At 61.7% G+C, this 15,770-nt stretch carries 12 protein-coding genes; 3 read left to right on the top strand and 9 right to left on the bottom strand.

Annotated features, from left to right (window positions below; translation table 11 throughout):
- Positions 1 to 39: 39 nt before the first annotated feature.
- Positions 40 to 915 (top strand): NAD(P)-dependent oxidoreductase, encoded by an 876-nt coding sequence (locus tag U5A58_RS04975; RefSeq protein WP_321960526.1) that lies wholly within the window; start codon positions 40 to 42, stop codon positions 913 to 915.
- Positions 916 to 1,016: 101 nt separating this feature from the next.
- On the opposite strand, the gene U5A58_RS04970 is transcribed toward U5A58_RS04975, so the two are convergent.
- Complete coding sequence (locus U5A58_RS04970) at positions 1,017 to 1,424, bottom strand: hypothetical protein (RefSeq protein WP_321938214.1); 408 nt, start codon at positions 1,422 to 1,424, stop codon at positions 1,017 to 1,019.
- A gap of 799 nt (positions 1,425 to 2,223) precedes the next feature.
- On the opposite strand from U5A58_RS04970, the gene U5A58_RS04965 reads away from it, so the two are divergent.
- Both U5A58_RS04965 and U5A58_RS40830 read left to right on the top strand, forming a co-directional pair.
- Positions 2,224 to 2,457, top strand: coding sequence for a hypothetical protein (locus tag U5A58_RS04965; protein ID WP_321917120.1), 234 nt, complete (start codon positions 2,224 to 2,226; stop codon positions 2,455 to 2,457).
- Between the two features lie 448 nt (positions 2,458 to 2,905).
- Positions 2,906 to 3,112 (top strand): hypothetical protein, encoded by a 207-nt coding sequence (locus tag U5A58_RS40830; RefSeq protein WP_415774166.1) that lies wholly within the window; start codon positions 2,906 to 2,908, stop codon positions 3,110 to 3,112.
- A 279-nt stretch (positions 3,113 to 3,391) separates the two neighbouring features.
- On the opposite strand, the gene bamA is transcribed toward U5A58_RS40830, so the two are convergent.
- From bamA to U5A58_RS04920, 8 genes are all read right to left on the bottom strand, one after another.
- Complete coding sequence (gene bamA, locus U5A58_RS04955) at positions 3,392 to 5,704, bottom strand: outer membrane protein assembly factor BamA (protein ID WP_321960524.1); 2,313 nt, start codon at positions 5,702 to 5,704, stop codon at positions 3,392 to 3,394.
- A gap of 103 nt (positions 5,705 to 5,807) precedes the next feature.
- The gene (locus tag U5A58_RS04950; protein WP_321917126.1) at positions 5,808 to 6,206 is read right to left on the bottom strand and encodes a hypothetical protein; all 399 of its coding nucleotides are present in this window, start codon (positions 6,204 to 6,206) and stop codon (positions 5,808 to 5,810) included.
- Between the two features lie 337 nt (positions 6,207 to 6,543).
- A complete protein-coding gene (locus U5A58_RS04945; protein WP_321960523.1) occupies positions 6,544 to 7,974 on the bottom strand; it encodes an efflux transporter outer membrane subunit in 1,431 nt (476 codons plus the stop codon).
- Positions 7,971 to 11,186 carry an efflux RND transporter permease subunit gene (locus tag U5A58_RS04940; RefSeq protein WP_321960522.1) on the bottom strand — a complete coding sequence of 1,072 codons (3,216 nt, stop codon included), beginning with the start codon at positions 11,184 to 11,186 and terminating at the stop codon, positions 7,971 to 7,973. Before U5A58_RS04940 ends, U5A58_RS04945 begins: the two co-directional genes overlap by 4 nt.
- 9 nt (positions 11,187 to 11,195) lie before the next feature.
- Positions 11,196 to 12,458: an efflux RND transporter periplasmic adaptor subunit gene (locus U5A58_RS04935; RefSeq protein WP_415774165.1), complete on the bottom strand. Its 1,263-nt coding sequence runs from the start codon at positions 12,456 to 12,458 to the stop codon at positions 11,196 to 11,198.
- A 160-nt stretch (positions 12,459 to 12,618) separates the two neighbouring features.
- Positions 12,619 to 13,872: an ATP-binding protein gene (locus U5A58_RS04930; protein ID WP_321960520.1), complete on the bottom strand. Its 1,254-nt coding sequence runs from the start codon at positions 13,870 to 13,872 to the stop codon at positions 12,619 to 12,621.
- A complete protein-coding gene (locus U5A58_RS04925; RefSeq protein WP_321917136.1) occupies positions 13,856 to 14,590 on the bottom strand; it encodes a response regulator in 735 nt (244 codons plus the stop codon). Before U5A58_RS04925 ends, U5A58_RS04930 begins: the two co-directional genes overlap by 17 nt.
- A 316-nt stretch (positions 14,591 to 14,906) precedes the next feature.
- The gene (locus U5A58_RS04920; RefSeq protein WP_321960519.1) at positions 14,907 to 15,617 is read right to left on the bottom strand and encodes an HAD-IA family hydrolase; all 711 of its coding nucleotides are present in this window, start codon (positions 15,615 to 15,617) and stop codon (positions 14,907 to 14,909) included.
- Positions 15,618 to 15,770 lie beyond the last annotated feature (153 nt).

Below are 15,770 nucleotides of genomic sequence, written 5' to 3'. Positions count from 1 at the left end.
CCTTAACCGCATGCCAGCCCAAGTATTCAGGAGACGACCATGAACCTCGCCGGCAAAACACTATTCATGTCTGGAGGCAGTCGCGGCATCGGACTTGCCATTGCACTCCGGGCGGCGCGTGACGGCGCAAATATCGTGATTGCAGCAAAGACGGCCGACCCGGACCCGCGACTCGAGGGCACGATACATACGGCGGCGGCGGCCGTGGAATCTGCAGGCGGAAAGGCGCTTGCGCTGGTCGTCGATATTCGCGATGAGGAACGCGTAAAGGCTGCGGTCGCCAGAACCGTTGAGGTGTTCGGCGGCATCGACATACTCGTGAACAATGCCAGCGCCATCCGGTTGACGGGAACGCTGGATACGCCCGTCAAGCGCTACGACCTGATGCATGAGGTGAACGGGAGAGGCACGTTTGTCTGTAGCCAGGCCTGCCTGCCCCACCTTCTCAATTCGGCGAATCCGCACATCCTTACGTTGTCGCCACCGCTGGTCACCGACGCAAAGTGGTTCAAGGATTTCCCGGCCTATACCATCGCCAAATACACGATGAGCCTTTTCACCCTCGCGCTGGCTGGTGAGTTCAAGGACCGTGGCGTCGCCGTGAATTCGCTGTGGCCAAGAACCGCGATAGCGACTGCTGCCGTGCGAAACGAGATTGGCGGTGCGGATATGATTGCGGCCTGTCGCAAGCCGGAGATAGTCGCCGACGCGGCCCACTATATCCTGACCCGCCCGTCGAGGGAGTGCACGGGCAATTTCTTTCTCGATGACGAAGTGCTATTGGCAGCCGGTGTCCGGGACTTTGCGCAATACGACGTCCAGGCGGGCGCAGCATTGCAGGCGGACTTCTTCGTCGATGCGCTGCCGGGCATGCTACGGGCGGACAATATGGTCAAGTCCAAGCCGGGCCTGTGACGTGGCTGGCACGCGAGGGGAACCCGGCAGTCCGGCTTGGAGACGGGGCGTCTAAGGCGCCGCGAACGACGCGCCCAGCAACTTGACGGGCACTGCTCGCATCAATGGTCGTGCCTCCGGTCACCGTCCCCGTGGTCGTGATGCCAGTCGCCCCGCGGGCCACCTTCGTCATGGTAACGGCCCCAGTCACCGCGATGCTCGTCGTAGTGGGCACGGGCATCGCGCCACTCCCGCTCATCATGATGGCGCTCCTCCCACTCCCTACGCTCCCAGTAGCGATGCCCATCGTAGTATCTCTCACCATACCAGCCAGGACTGACGATAACAGCAGGTGGAGGCGCCTCATACACCGGCGGTGGCGCGACATAGACTGGTTGGGGTGCAACTGCAATACCGGGGACGCCAATGTTCACGCCAACATCGACGTGCGCGGAGGCGGCGGCCGATACACCTATGCCGATGCCGGCAACCAATGTAATCGCGCACCAGCGGCGAGGTGCAATGCTCATAATTTTCTTTCCGTGATAGGGATGCCTGGCGGTTTCAGTTGAACGCGCAGAAAGTCAGCTACGGTTAATAGCGGTGATAGTAGCCGCCTGCAGGTACCACGATGCAGCCGCTCAGCGCGGTTCCAAGACATACGGCCATCAGCGTCAGCGCAAAGATTCTTTTCATAAGTGCCTCACTTGTCAGTTGTGAACGCACTATATTGAGGCGGCAAATTACCGGTGTTTTTGTGTGTAACGAGACGTGTCGCGTGAAACACCTGTCCCACCATTTGTTGTGAGGTGGATTAGCGCGATCAGCGAAGGTATCGCGCTACGCCGGAGCGAGTGAGGCCGGAACGTGCGGATGACGCTACGCGTCACGGCTCTGAAATCAGGCGCGTGAAAGCAAGGCAACAGGTCAACCGAATGACGAGTTCGGCTTCGCGATTTGCAGCGCAACACCCGCAACACGGCCTGCTATTCGCCTTTCCGGAGAACAATCACCGGTTGCCTTCGAAAGACATCCTTGCACGGGTTGCCGGAATTTGCGTTTGCCCGGCCAACGGTCCACGAACGGCAAGAACCTGCGGGCGCTCTTTGCGACGCTTATCGTTGAGCCTCTGACAATTGCTTACAAACGTCGCGGTTCCAACGTGCACTTCGACGATAGCTCAAGCGTTATGTCCGTCAACATAGGCAGCGACATTTCTCCGATGTGCGCATTTCCGAACCTATCGGCCAACGAGCAACGCGTGCGCTGCAGTTGAAAACTCGATAACAGCCTCAACATCAGCCCAACTCAACCAAAGGGTTTTACACGATGAAAGCGATTAGCAAGTTCACACTCACTATTGCAATGTCCGCACTCGCAGGTATCGGAACGGCAAACGCAGCCGGTTGCATCAAGGGCGCCGTTGTGGGTGGCGTTGCCGGACACTATGCCGGTCATCACGCAGTCGCAGGGGCGGTTGGCGGCTGTATCGTCGGACATCACCTGGCGAAAAAGCACGCGGAGGAACAGGCCGCGCAGAAACAAGCGGCACGCGCGGAGTAATGTCTCAGGAACAGCGTTGCTCGCGGCGGTGCTTAAGCCTGTCTTAACTTTTGCCTCCCATCATCGTCGCATGCACGTCCGAGGTCCTGTACTTTGCCGCCAGCATATCGCCCTCGCGTTTTGTCAGTGAGCGTTGCGTTGGTGGCAGGACTGAGCGTTATTCAACGAGATTGAAATCAACATGCCCGGTAAATCACGAACCCGCAAACACACCCGGCCGGCGATGTCACCATTGCTGCGTGCACTTACTTTCAGTCGGGCTGCGCATGAGCCCGTAACGCAAGCCATGCTCCTTCAGTGTTACACGGGCCTGGACGCGTTTCGGCGAGGGCACGGCTCGCGTGAGCTCTTCACGACCTTGGAGCGACAACTCTTGATTGCCGGGGAGTTGTGTCGACTCGGATACTATCCAGACGAAATCACGGACATACAGGAAGCCCACGCGGCGATGATGCATATCGACGCTGCCGAGAAGGAAAACGGCGTCTGGGTGATGGATGATGCTGACTACGAATGGGTATGTGTGGCGTTCGAACTCTTCGGTCGCCAGCTAGCCGTGGTGTCTCTTGACGGTATTGCCAAGGCTGAAGCAAGAATGGTGGAAGGCTTGCTCAATGCCAGGCAAAAAATCGCTGCTGCAGAAATCACGACGTAGCTGAGCGCGCGTTCATCGGCAAATGGGCAACCATTCGAGATGCGTGTATGGCACGCGAGCGTGCCGTGAGTTCGTTGTGCAAGAACTGCAGGCTATCCGGCAAATGGGGCAAAGGCGTGGCGGGCGCGATGCAGACAAGACAATCGCTCCCCTTGTTAGAAGCCTGAGAAACGCATTGCATAAGCACTCCTCCCACTTCGTCGGAGCCGCAACGCCTCGCTGGCAGGTCGCTCATTTGTGCGGTTTTTTTCGTCGCTCCGGAAGCCCTCTCGCTTCCGGCTAGAACGACGTCCCGATCTGGAACTGGAACTTCTGGTACTGATCGGTCGCGTGCCTGACAATCGGGAAGCCGAGGCTCAGCTTGAGCGGGCCGATGGGTGAAATCCATTCGAGGCCCGCGCCATAGCTGTAGCGCAATCCGTTCGCGCCGGTGCTGCTGCCCTCCGTGCCCCACACGTTGCCGCCGTCCACGAACGTGAATACGCGCAGTGTGCGGTCGTAGCCGGTGCCCGGCAGCGGGAATGTCAGCTCGATGTTGCCCACCACCATCTTCGAGCCGCCGATCGGATCGTTCGTCGACTTGTCGCGCGGACCCAGCGAGCCCGACTCGTAGCCGCGCACCGAACCGATGCCCCCAGCGTAGTAATTCTTGAAGATCGGGTACGCCTTGCCGCCCAACCCGTTGCCGTAGCCGCCCTGGAAGTTCAACCCCAGCACGAACCCGCGCGCGAATGAGTAGTAGTACTGCATCTGCGCATCCGTCTTGTAGTACTGCGTGCCGACCGGTGTGCCGTATTCGGCGTTAGTCTGCACGTAGTAGCCGCGGCTAGGCACCAGTGCGCTGTCGCGGTTGTCGCGCGACCAGCCCACGGTAACCGGCACCGTGTTCGACACGCGCCCGAACTCATTCACGTAGTCCTTGTAGGTCTGCGGCGTCTCGCTGTCGACGTCGAGGCGATCCTGCTCGATGCCAAGGCCGAAGTACACCATATCCGCCTCGGAGAACGGAACGCCGAACTTCACGTCCGCGCCGTACGAGACGATACGAAAGCTGGTGTCGTTCGTGCTCGAATAGTAGAGCGGGTAGGAAGTACGGTAGTACGCATCGGTAATGCGTTTGATGCCGTCCACCGTGAAGTACGGATCGGTTTGCGTGACCGAGAGCGTGCGGTTCGTCGAGCCCGTGTTCACGTTCAGCGAAAGGCTGTTGCCGGAGCCAAACACGTTGTCCTGCGAGATGCCCGCCGAAATGCTCGGCCCTGAGCCGGAACCGTAACCTACGCCCAGCGAAAGCGTCCCGGTGGGCTTCTCGGCCACGTTCACGTACACGTCGACCTGGTCCTGCGTGCCTTCGACGGGCACCGTGCTCACGTCGACGTCCGTGAAATAGCCGAGCCGGTTGACGCGGTCCTTGGAAAGCATGAGCCGGTTCGAATCGAACCAGGCGCCTTCGAACTGGCGCATTTCGCGGCGCACGACTTCGTCGCGCGTGCGTGTGTTGCCGGTGATGTTCACGTGGCGCACATACACGCGTCGGCCCGGATCGACCTGTAGCGTGAGCACAACCGTGTGATGCTTCTGGTCGATCTCGGGCAGCGCATTCACGGTCGCGAACGCATAGCCGTACTCGCCGAGTTTGTCGACCATTCGCTTGGTCGTGTCCTTGAGCTTCTGCGCCGAGAAACGCTCTCCCGGCTTGATCGCGACAAGCCTCTTCAATTCTGCTTCGCGGTCGAGCAGATTGCCTGAGAACTTGAGGCCCGAGATCGTATAGGGCTCACCCTCATGGATCGAGATGGTGAGATACATCTCTTTCCTGTCGGTAGACAGCGACACCTGGGTGGCGTCGATATTGAACTCCAGATAGCCGCGGTCGAGATAGTACGAGCGAACGTTCTCGAGGTCGCCCGTCAGCTTTTCCTTGGCGTACAGGTCGTTCTTCGTGTACCACGAAAACCAGTTCGGCGTGGAAAGCTGCATCTCGTCGAGCAGCGTGCTTTCGGGAAATACGTGATTGCCGATAAAGTTGATCTGGCGAATCTTCGCGTTGGGCCCCTCGACGACGGCGAAAAGCAGTCCAACGCGATTTTGGTCGACAGGCGTAATGGTCGTGGTGACTTCTGCGGCATAGTAGCCGCGGGTGAGGTACTGGCGTTTGAGTTCCTGCTCGGCCTTGTCGACGAGCGACTTGTCGAAGTTGCGGCCAGCGGAGAGTCCGACCGACTTGAGTGCCTTGCTCAGATTGTCCTTATCGAACTCGTGAATGCCGGCGAAGTCGATCGTGCTGATGGTCGGGCGCTCGCTCAGCCGCACGATGACCGTGTGACCTTCCGTGGATATATTCACGTCGCGAAAGAATCCCGTGGCATAAAGCGCGCGGATCGCATCAGATGCCTTGTCGTCAGTGAAGGTATCGCCCTGCTTGATCGGCATGTAGGCGAATACCGTGCCCGGTTCGATGCGCACCAGCCCTTCGATACGAATGTCCCGAACCACGAAGGACCCGGTTGCGTGCGCAGTTGAGAAAATCCCCAGCCCGAAGCCGGCAAACGAGAGCGCGCGAGCGTAGCGCGTAATGGAAGAAACGGTCATGCGGATATTCGGTCGTAAGGACTGCGGTGGCGCCGCTCAGCGGCGTGAGACGACAATCGCGAGTGCAACGAGAGCGGCACTCGTGCGGGGATTGAACGGCAGCTTACTGCACGTGCATCGAATCGGGGCGCTGCGGCACGGCGACGCCGGTGGCAAGCAAGAGGACTTCGGATATGTGCGCGGCCTGCGCCGGACGCAGACGGAACGCCAGTTCGGCTCCGCCCGGCAGGCGAAAGCTCATCACGAGATGCTGCGCCGTGCCGGAATCGCGCCCGATCTCCCACGCCTCGCACGGCATGGTGAACTTGAGGCTCGACGCACGCTGCCGAATGCGTGCGGACCGGCCTATCGCATTGGAGAGCGCGGCGAGCAATTCGTGCATGACCGAACAGTGAACGGCGACGCTACCCGGTTGATTGCACTTCACCATCAGATACTGGCCGTCCGGCGTCAACTCAAAACCGTGCAGCGAGTCGATGGCAAGTGTCGTGGACATAGGCATGGAAACCCTCCCTGACCAAACAAGGGATGGAGTGTAATGGCCACAGCTCGCTATGTTTTTGTTCGTATGTTACCGAAACTAATTAGTTAAGCTACGCACTTGTAAAACGCATCGCGCCGCCGCCGCAAGCATTCACGCCGCGACAGGCAGCAGACAAAGACGGGAACGTTTCGTCCTCTCCCGCGCGAAACATCACCCGGCTTTTCAAATGAAAGATTTGGTATTGAAAACGATTACTCGAAGTGACGACCGGGTCTGATGCAGGAGACAAGAAAACGGAGGGCCCGCGAGCCCTCCGTTTTTTTTGCACTATGTCGCTCAATATCCAGCGTACCGATTATCCCGGAGCCGCACTCGCTTGCGCCGTCACGCTCGTCTCGCTCCACCCTCCCCCGAGCGCCTTATAGAGCGTGATCAGATTGGAAAGCTGCGAGAGCGTGTCAGTGACGAGTTGCTCCTGCGCCGTGTAAAGCGAGCGTTGCGCGTCAAGCAGCGTCAAGAAGCTGTCCGTGCCGCGTTGATAACGCGCCTGCGCAATGTCGTAATACTGCTGCGCAGCCATGACATACTCGCGGTCGGCCAGCGTTTGTGCGACGTAGGTGCTGCGCCCCGCCAGGCCATTCGCCACTTCCTTGAACGCGGTCTGAATGGCCTTTTCGTAGTCGGCGATGTCGATGTTCTTCTCGATCTTCGCGACATCGAGCGTGGCCTTGTTGTAGCCGTAGTCGAAAATCGGCATCGTGATCGTCGGTGCAAACGTCCATGCGCCGCTACCGGCCTTGAAGAGATCAGTGAGGCTCGTGCTCGATGCGCCTGCCGACGCGGTCAATTCGATTTTCGGAAAGAACGCCGCGCGCGCCGCACCGATATTCGCATTCGCCGCCTTCAGCGTATGCTCCGCTTCGACGATGTCTGGCCGCCGCGTAAGCAGATCCGAAGGCACGCCTTCGCCGATATCGGCCAGCATCGACTGGCTGGTCATCAAAGTGCCACCCTGCGGCAGATCGTCGGGCAGCGGGCTGCCAATGCTCGCCGCGAGATTGTTCTGGTCCTGCGCGACGGCACGCGTATATGAGGCCAGGCTCGAGCGCGCACTCGCGAGTGTGGTGTGCGCCTGCTGCACGTCCTGCATCGACGCGCTGCCACGGTTCATCATCTGCAGCGTCAAGTCATAGGTGTTCTGATCCGCCTCGACGGTGCGGCTCGTGATCGCCAGGCTCTCTTCGTCGGCCAGCAGTTGCAGATAGTCGGTCGCAACCGTGGCAATCAGGCTCAGCTGGGTACTCGTGCGCGCGGCGTCGGTCGAGAGATATTCTTCGAGCGCTTGCCGCTTGAGGGAGCGCAGCCGGCCAAAGAAGTCGATTTCCCATGCGGATATCCCTACGCCCGCGGTGCTCGACGAGGTGATCGCTCCGTCTGTGCGTTCGCGCGTAAGTGACCCTGACGCATCGACTTCAGGAGCGAGATTCGCACGCGCAATGCGGTACTTCGCTTCATATTCCTCGACGTTGAGCACGGCAACACGCATGTCGCGATTGTTCGCCAGCGCCAGTTCGATCAGCCGTTGCAGGCGCGGATCCTTGAAGAAGTCTCGCCAGCCTGTATCGGCGGCGAACGGCGTACTAGTGGCTTTCGCCGCGGCGCTTTGGTAGGCGTCGCCGGCCGGCCACGCCGATGTGACGGGCGCGTCGGGCCGCTGATAGGCGGGATCGAGCGTACACGCGCACAGCGCCGCCGCAACGAGCGCGCTCAGGAGCTTGAGTTTCATGCTTCTTCCTCCCGCGACGGGCGGGTTTGATGCGGGTGGCCGTGCTCGCCGAACAGGCGGCGCACGACGACGAAGAACACCGGTACGAAGAAAATGGCGAGCACGGTGGCGGAAATCATGCCACCCGCGACGCCCGTGCCAATGGCATGACGCGCGTTGGCGCCCGCGCCCGAACTCACCACGAGCGGCAGCACACCGAACACGAAGGCGAGCGACGTCATGAGGATCGGCCGCAAACGCATATGCGCCGCCTTGATCACCGCATCGATCATGGCGTGGCCCTCGGCTTGCAGGTCCTTGGCGAATTCCACGATCAGAATCGCGTTCTTGGTCGCAAGCCCGACGGTCGCGAGCAGGCCCACCTTGAAATAGATGTCGTTTTCGAGGCCGCGCAGATGGGCGGCCACGAGCGCACCGAGCACGCCGAGCGGCACCACCAGAATCACGGCGATCGGCACCGACCAGCTTTCATAAAGTGCCGCAAGGCAGAGGAACACGACAATGATCGACACCGCGTAGAGCCAGGCGGCCTGCGAGCCCGCCTGTACCTCCTGATACGACTGGCCGGTCCATTCGACGCCAAAGCCGCCCGGCAACTGCTTCGCGATGTTCAGCACGGCCGCCATGGCGTCGCCGGTGCTGGCGCCCATGCCCGTTTGCGCCGACATGCCCATTGCCAGTTGCCGGTTGTAACGCTCGATCTGCGGCGGCCCGAAGCCCCAGCGGCTCGTCGCGAACGCGGAGAACGGCACCATGACCGAGTCATACCCCGTGCCCGAAGTCGATGAAGCGGACGAGGACGACGTACTCGCATCGGAAGAAGTCGATGACGAGGACGACGACGTGCTCGCACGCACGAACCAGTTGCCGATATCGGCGGGCATCATGCGGTACTGTGCGTCCGACTGAACGTAGACCTTTTGAATACGGCCCGTGTCGATATAGTTGTTCACGTAGGCCGAGCCGAACGCCGTCTGCAGCGTGTCGTTGATATCGGCAACCGATAGCCCGAGCGCCGAGGCCTTCTCGCGGTCGATATCGACCTGAAGCTCCGGCGTGTCCTCGAGCCCCGCCGGGCGCACCATGGCCAGTGCGTGTTCCTTCGCCGCGAGCTGCATGAACTGGTTGCGCGCCGCGAGCAGCTTCGCGTGCCCCTGCCCGGCACGGTCCTCGATTTCGAAGTTCAGGCCGCTTTGCGTGCCAAGCTCCTGGATTGCCGGCGGACTCAGCACGAACGTCTGGGCGTCGCGATTCGCGCCCAGCCTGCGGTTCGCGCGAGCGATGATCGCCGCGGCACTGTCGTTGCGGCCGCGCTGCTTCCAGTCCTTCAGCGCCACGAAGGCGAACGCGTTGTTCTGGCCTTGACCGTTGAAGCTGAAACCATTCACCGTGATCATCTGCGCAACGCCGGGCTCGTCGTGCAGGAAGTACTGCTCCGCAGCCTCGACCGCCTTGAGCGTGCGCGAAGCGGGCGTGCCAACTGGCGTGCTGATGGAAACGATGACGAAACCCTGGTCTTCGTCGGGCAGATACGACGAAGGCAGCGTCACATACAGCAGGGCAACCAGCACGCCCATGAAGCCATAGACGAACATCCAGCGCAGCGGCCGGCCGACAATGCGCGAAAGCACGCCGCTGTACCGCTCGTTTCCAGAGGAAAACTTGCGATTGAACCAGCCGAAGAATCCGCGTTTCTCGTGGTGCTCACCTTCCACCGGACGCAGCAGCGTCGCACACAGCGCCGGCGTGAGCGTGAGTGCCAGGATCACGGAAAGCACCATCGCCGAGACGATCGTGATCGAGAACTGGCGATAGATCGCGCCGGTCGAGCCCGAGAAAAACGCCATCGGAATGAACACAGCCGTCAGCACGGTCGTCACGCCGACCAGCGCGCCCGTGATCTGCCCCATGGCCTTTTGCGTGGCCTCGCGCGGCCCAAGCCGCTCCTCGCTCATGAGACGCTCGACGTTTTCGACCACGACAATCGCGTCGTCCACGAGCAGGCCGATGGCGAGCACCATCGCGAACATCGAAAGCACGTTGATCGAGAAGCCGATGACAGCCATCACGCCGAACGTGCCGAGCAGCGCGACGGGCACCACGATCGTCGGAATGAGCGTCGCGCGCACGTTCTGCAGGAAGACATACATCATGATGAACACGAGCACGATCGCTTCGAGCAGCGTCTTGACGACTTCCTCGATCGAAATCTGCACGAACGGCGTGGTGTCGTACGGAATGTTGACCTGCACGTCCTTCGGCAATTGCGGCTCGATTTCGGCGAGCTTCGCTCGGACCTCGCGCGCCACTTCCATGGCGTTCGCGCCGGTCGCGAGCTTGATCGCCATGGCCGCGGCCGGCTTGCCGTTGTAGCGCGACGACGTGTCGTAGCTGTCGCCGCCCACTTCCACGCGCGCTACATCTTTCAGACGCACCTGCGAGCCGTCGCTGTTCACGCGCAGCAAAATGTTGCCGAACTGGTCGGCAGTCGTAAGCAGTCCGGACGAGCGGATTGTCGCGTTGATCGCCTGCGAATCGGTAGCGGGCGCGCCGCCCACCTGGCCCACCGAGAGCTGCACGTTCTGGTTCGACACCGCCGTGGTCACGTCCGACGTCATCAGACCGAAGCTGCGCAGCTTCACCGGATCGAGCCAGATGCGCATCGCGTGTTGCGCGCCGAAAAGCGTGACGTCGCCCACGCCGTTGAGTTGCGAAAGGGGGTCCTCGATCTGCGTGGCAACGATGTTGCCGAGATCGATCGAGTTATACGTTCCGCCCGGCGAGGAGAGCGAGACGATCATCATGAAATTCGTCGACGCCTTGGCCACCTGAATGCCCTGCTCCTGCACCGTTTCCGGCAACGAGGACGTGGCCTGGCTGACCTTGTTCTGCACCTGCACCTGGGCGATGTCGGGATTGGTGCCTGGCCTGAACGTGAGCGTAATCGTGCCTTGCCCCGCCGAACTGCTGGTGGACGACATGTACAGCACGTTGTCGATGCCACTGAGCTTCTGCTCGATCACCTGGGTGACGGTGGCGGCAACGGTGTCCGCAGACGCGCCAGGGTAGGTCGCCGTGACCTGCACCGAAGGCGGCGCGATCGTGGGATATTGCTGGACCGGCAGCGTCGTGATTGCCGCCGTACCCAGGAGCATGATGACGATCGCGATAACCCAGGCAAGGATGGGCCGCTTGATGAAGAATTGAGCCATGCGCGCCCCTTACCGCTGCGCGAGCGGTGCGGCACCGGCAGCAGCGGACGCGCCGCTCGATGCCGATGCCGATGCCGATGCCGATGCTGCAGCCGCGCTCTCGTCGGCGACCTTCACCGCAGCGCCCACGCGCACGCCTTGCAACCCGCTCACGACCACACGGTCGCCCGTGCGCAGCCCGTCGGCGACGATCCACTGATCGCCGTACGCGGTGTCGGCCTTCACATTCGCCTTTTGCACCTTCGAAGACGCGTCCACGACATACACGCTTGCCTGGCCGTCCGAGCCGCGCGTGACCGCGATTTGCGGCACGAGAATCGCACTGTCGTTCTCGCCTTCCCCGAGCTTCGCGCGCACGAACATACCCGGGAGCAAATCGCGCTCGGGGTTCGGGAAGATCGTGCGCAGCGTGACCGAGCCGGTGGTGGCGTCGACGGTGATACCGGAAAATTGCAGCGTGCCCGTATGCGCGTACGGCGTGCCGTCTTCGAGCTGCAGACTGACTTCCGCGCCGTTCTCGCCCGCGCGCTTCAGTTTCCCCGACGCCAGAGCCCGGCGCAGCGCAAGCCATTCCGAGCTGGAGCGCGTGACGTCGAGATACATCTGGTCGAACGCCTGAATCGTGGCGAGCGCGGTCGTCTGCTCCGACGTGACGAGCGCGCCCTCGGTCACGCTCGATGCGCCGATACGCCCTGAGATCGGCGCGGTGATGCGCGTGCGGTCGAGGTTGACCCGTGCGGATTCGAGCGAGGCCTCGTCAGCGATCACGTCGGCCTCGTCTTCGCGCACCGCGGCGACGGCGTCGTCATAGTCCTGCTGGCTCACGGCCTTGATCTTCACGAGATCGGCGTAGCGGTCGGCCTTGGTCTTCGCCGAGGCGAGCGTCGCGCGTGCCTTGGCCAGCGTGCCGCTCGCCTGGTCGTAACTCGCCTGATACGAAGCCGGATCGATCTGATAGAGCACCTGGCCTGCCTTGACGTCCGCGCCCTCCACGAAAAGCCGCTTCTGCACGATCCCGCCGATCTGCGGCCTGACGTCCGAAACCTTGAGCGCCGAGAGACGGCCAGACAGCTCCGCCGTCATCACGACGCGCTGCGGCGCGATCGTCAACACGCCCACTTCGGCGGTTTGCATGCCGGGTGGCGGCCCGTCGTGGCGACTGCATGCGGAGACGAAGGTCAGACAAACGCCGCACAAGGCGGTGAGCATGCGGCGCCCGGTGACACACGAACGCCTGGTCGCTCTCACGGGTAGCGAGATATTGGTATGCATAGTTTGCGAGAGTGTTGGAAGGTCGCATCGCGTGTAGCGAAGCGCGTCAAAACGATTGACCATCCCTGAGCGGCAGCCAACTCGGGATCACGCGGTCAACTAGTACTACTGAATGAATTCAGACTTGATACGTTTTGGTCGCTCAAGTGCGTGTCGAAAACTACGCTTTGAATGTCATCGAAACGCTCAGCCCGCCACCGGGTGCGTTGGCGATGGTCAGGGTTCCGCCCAGTGTGCGCACCAGCCGCCTGACGATTGCAAGACCCAGACCGCAGCTCGCGTTGCCGCCGCGCGCCGGGTCGAGCCGCACAAACGGGAGCTGGATGGACGCAAGTGTGTGCTCGGGTACGCCCTGCCCGTGGTCGCGAATGCGCAGCAGCCAGGCACCGCCCTCTTTGCGAGTCATGATCTCGACGGGCGGCGCGCCATGCACCATCGCGTTCTGCACGAGATTCTGCACGATGCGTTCGACTTCGAGACCCGGCAAGCAGAAGCGCTCGCCCGCCTGGAGATCGAGCACGACCAGCTCGCCAGCATCCGGCTCCTCGGCAATCAGCCCGCCATAGTCGCGGCGGCAAATCTCATCCACGCTGGCGAGCGGCGACGGCTCGAACGTATCGCGCGAGAAGTCCAGAAACTGATTGACGATGCGTGACATCGATTCCGCGTCGCGAAGGAAGGCGGCGCGATCGTCGTCATCGCCCAGCATGTCCGCGCGCACCTGCATGCGTGTAATCGGCGCGCGCAAGTCGTGCGCAAGGCCCGCCAGCATGACCGCGCGCTCGCGCTCGGTCTCGGACAACGCGCCGGCCATCTCGTTGAAATTCGCGGTCAGTTCGCGGATTTCGTTCGGTCCGCTCAGCGGCAAATCCTTGAAACCGCCTCGAATGCGGAATTCCCGGGTAGCGCGCGCGAGCGCCCGCACCGGCTTTTGAAGCTGCCAGGCAAACGCGAGCGCGCTCACCACGGCGAACACGAGCATCAAAAGCGACGCGCTCAAGAAGCGGGCTGGCGGCATAAAGCCTTGTGGCAACACGATTGTGTAGGGCGCGCCGCTCACGTCGACCGTAATCAAGCCGTCCTTGCGGGCCCATACACGGCTTCCCGCGGGCAGCCGCGCACTCAACGCGTTTTCGATCGGGTGCATGCCGTTGCTGCAATCGCCCGTGCAACCCGTGCCGGCTGCGGTGCGGGGCAAGTACTGGATGCCCAGATCGCTGGCGATCAGCGGCGCGAGCGCGGCATCGTGCTCGCGCACTGTCACGGCGGTCTTGACGGCCTGCGAGACGTGCATCACTTCCAGCGTCGCCCTTTCCCGGTCGACGAGCAGGAGAAACGTGACGTGAAGCAGCACGATCAGCCCGACCGTCATCGCGGCCAGGCGCAAGAACAGCGTGTTAAATGGGCGTTTCATCGTTCGTTTGCTCCGGCACGAACACGTAGCCCACGCCGCGAATCGTTTGAATGAAGCGCGGTTGGGCCGGGTCCTCCTCGACGACTCGGCGCAGCCTCAGTATCTCCACGTAGAGGCTCCGCTCGCTTGCCGTGCTGTCCGGGCCGTCCAGCAAGCGCACGATGTCTTCGCGACTGAGTGGCTCCATGGGGCGAGACACGAGGATCTCCAGCAGCTTGTACTCGCGCGCGCCAATCTTGACGGGCTGCCCGTCGCGAAGCAGCGTGCGCCCCGTGGAAGCGAGCTCGAAGCTGCCGAACGCGTTGCGCGGCCGCGCCGCTTGAGCGGGATTGCGGGGCACGTGCCGGTGGTGCCGCAGAACCGCATGAATGCGCGCCAGCAGTTCCTTGGGCATGAACGGCTTGCCGAGGTAGTCGTCGGCACCCAGCTCCAGGCCAATGATGCGATCCACGTCTTCGGCGCGGGCGGTCAGCATGATAACGGGCGTGGTCGTGCCTTCCGCGCGCAAACGATTCAGCGCCGCGAGACCGTCGACCTTGGGCATCATGAGGTCGAGGACGACGATGGTTGGCCGGATACGATCGATCGTGCGCGTCAGATCAACCGCCGAATGCAAAGCCGTGAATTCGCAGCCGTGCAAGCGGAAGAATTTTCCGATCAACTGGCAGAGGTCTGCGTCGTCGTCGACGAACAATACGTGGATGGGTAGGTCTGACATCGTGAAGCTGTCTGGATTCGCGTCCTGGAGATGAAAGTGGGCGAGACCTCATCTTCCACAAATGAGGCGCGCATGTGTTAACGAATTCTTTCACCGGCTTGACGGTCCCGGCAGCGCGCCCATGAGGTACGACGCGGCAGTGCCGCCGAACCCGTATCCTCCGCGTAACGATGAACGCCTTTGCCAGCGAAGTCCGCGACGCTTCCGGTGTGCAGCGGGGGAACGTTCGACTGCTGGCAAGTATCCTCTCAAAAGAACGCACCTGGATCGACAGCACGCAGTTACATTTTTGTAATATTGCCGCGCTGCGTATGACTTATGACCTGTCGCGCGCATCCTCGACGCTCAGGCGCGAATGGCGCTCAGCGCTCCACCCTTGTACGAGGAAAGGGAGTTCAGACATCGTGCGAAAAGTCCGTGTCGCTCCGATGCGCAACAGCCTTTCGCCTTGAGCCACCGGATGATGCGCCGTTCCAGTAAATCCGAAAACCGTCATTCCGGCAGCCATAGCGGCCGTTGCGCCAGCCACGCTGTCCTCGACCACGAGGCAGCTTTCGGGCCGCACACCGAGGCGGCTAGCCGCCATCAAGTACACGTCCGGCGCAGGCTTTGGATTCGGCACCCTATCTGCGGTGAAGAGGCGATCTGCAAAGAACGCGCTCAAGCCCGTGCGTTCAAGGACCGCGCGGACATAAGTCGAAGTGCTGTTGCTCGCGCACGCCTTGGTCAGCGGGATGTTGTCCAATGCGGTCGCGATGCCGTCGACCATCGGCGCCGTGACCGCCTCTTGCTGCACGACGCGGTGGATGACCGCAATATCGTCGGTGGACAATGTCCTGCCAACTGCGCTCGCCACCTCCAACAAGAGCCTTTCTGTCTGCACGCCAAGGAGCGGTGTCACAACATCATGCAATTCGACGCCAGGCCATCGCGCTTCCAGCTCCCGCACGAGCACTGCCCCGGCAATCGCTTCACTATTGATTAGCACCCCGTCACAATCACAAATGAGTGCAAGCGTATCTTGCATGCGCTACCCCCTTCTAGCCTGCATGAGTTCGTGCGACAAGCGCGCCGCGTTAACTCTCGAGTGATACGACGCAGTTGATGGGCACGCCCGGACCCACGATGCAACTGAAGCGGCCAGCGAATCAGCGTATAGAATCAGCGCCGGCCCATGCGA

It is taken from the genome of Paraburkholderia sp. J7, assembly GCF_905220155.1.
Lineage (GTDB): Bacteria > Pseudomonadota > Gammaproteobacteria > Burkholderiales > Burkholderiaceae > Paraburkholderia.
This window is presented reverse-complemented; position numbering and strand designations above follow the sequence as displayed.

What these genes read in the sequence shown, in the direction of transcription:
- U5A58_RS04975 (WP_321960526.1), top strand. Translation starts at nt 40, where the DNA reads ATGAACCTCGCCGGCAAAACACTATTCATGTCTGGAGGCAGTCGCGGC.
- U5A58_RS04970 (WP_321938214.1), bottom strand. Translation starts at nt 1,424, where the DNA reads ATGAGCATTGCACCTCGCCGCTGGTGCGCGATTACATTGGTTGCCGGC.
- U5A58_RS04965 (WP_321917120.1), top strand. Translation starts at nt 2,224, where the DNA reads ATGAAAGCGATTAGCAAGTTCACACTCACTATTGCAATGTCCGCACTC.
- U5A58_RS40830 (WP_415774166.1), top strand. Translation starts at nt 2,906, where the DNA reads ATGATGCATATCGACGCTGCCGAGAAGGAAAACGGCGTCTGGGTGATG.
- bamA (WP_321960524.1), bottom strand. Translation starts at nt 5,704, where the DNA reads ATGACCGTTTCTTCCATTACGCGCTACGCTCGCGCGCTCTCGTTTGCC.
- U5A58_RS04950 (WP_321917126.1), bottom strand. Translation starts at nt 6,206, where the DNA reads ATGCCTATGTCCACGACACTTGCCATCGACTCGCTGCACGGTTTTGAG.
- U5A58_RS04945 (WP_321960523.1), bottom strand. Translation starts at nt 7,974, where the DNA reads ATGAAACTCAAGCTCCTGAGCGCGCTCGTTGCGGCGGCGCTGTGCGCG.
- U5A58_RS04940 (WP_321960522.1), bottom strand. Translation starts at nt 11,186, where the DNA reads ATGGCTCAATTCTTCATCAAGCGGCCCATCCTTGCCTGGGTTATCGCG.
- U5A58_RS04935 (WP_415774165.1), bottom strand. Translation starts at nt 12,458, where the DNA reads ATGCATACCAATATCTCGCTACCCGTGAGAGCGACCAGGCGTTCGTGT.
- U5A58_RS04930 (WP_321960520.1), bottom strand. Translation starts at nt 13,872, where the DNA reads ATGAAACGCCCATTTAACACGCTGTTCTTGCGCCTGGCCGCGATGACG.
- U5A58_RS04925 (WP_321917136.1), bottom strand. Translation starts at nt 14,590, where the DNA reads ATGTCAGACCTACCCATCCACGTATTGTTCGTCGACGACGACGCAGAC.
- U5A58_RS04920 (WP_321960519.1), bottom strand. Translation starts at nt 15,617, where the DNA reads ATGCAAGATACGCTTGCACTCATTTGTGATTGTGACGGGGTGCTAATC.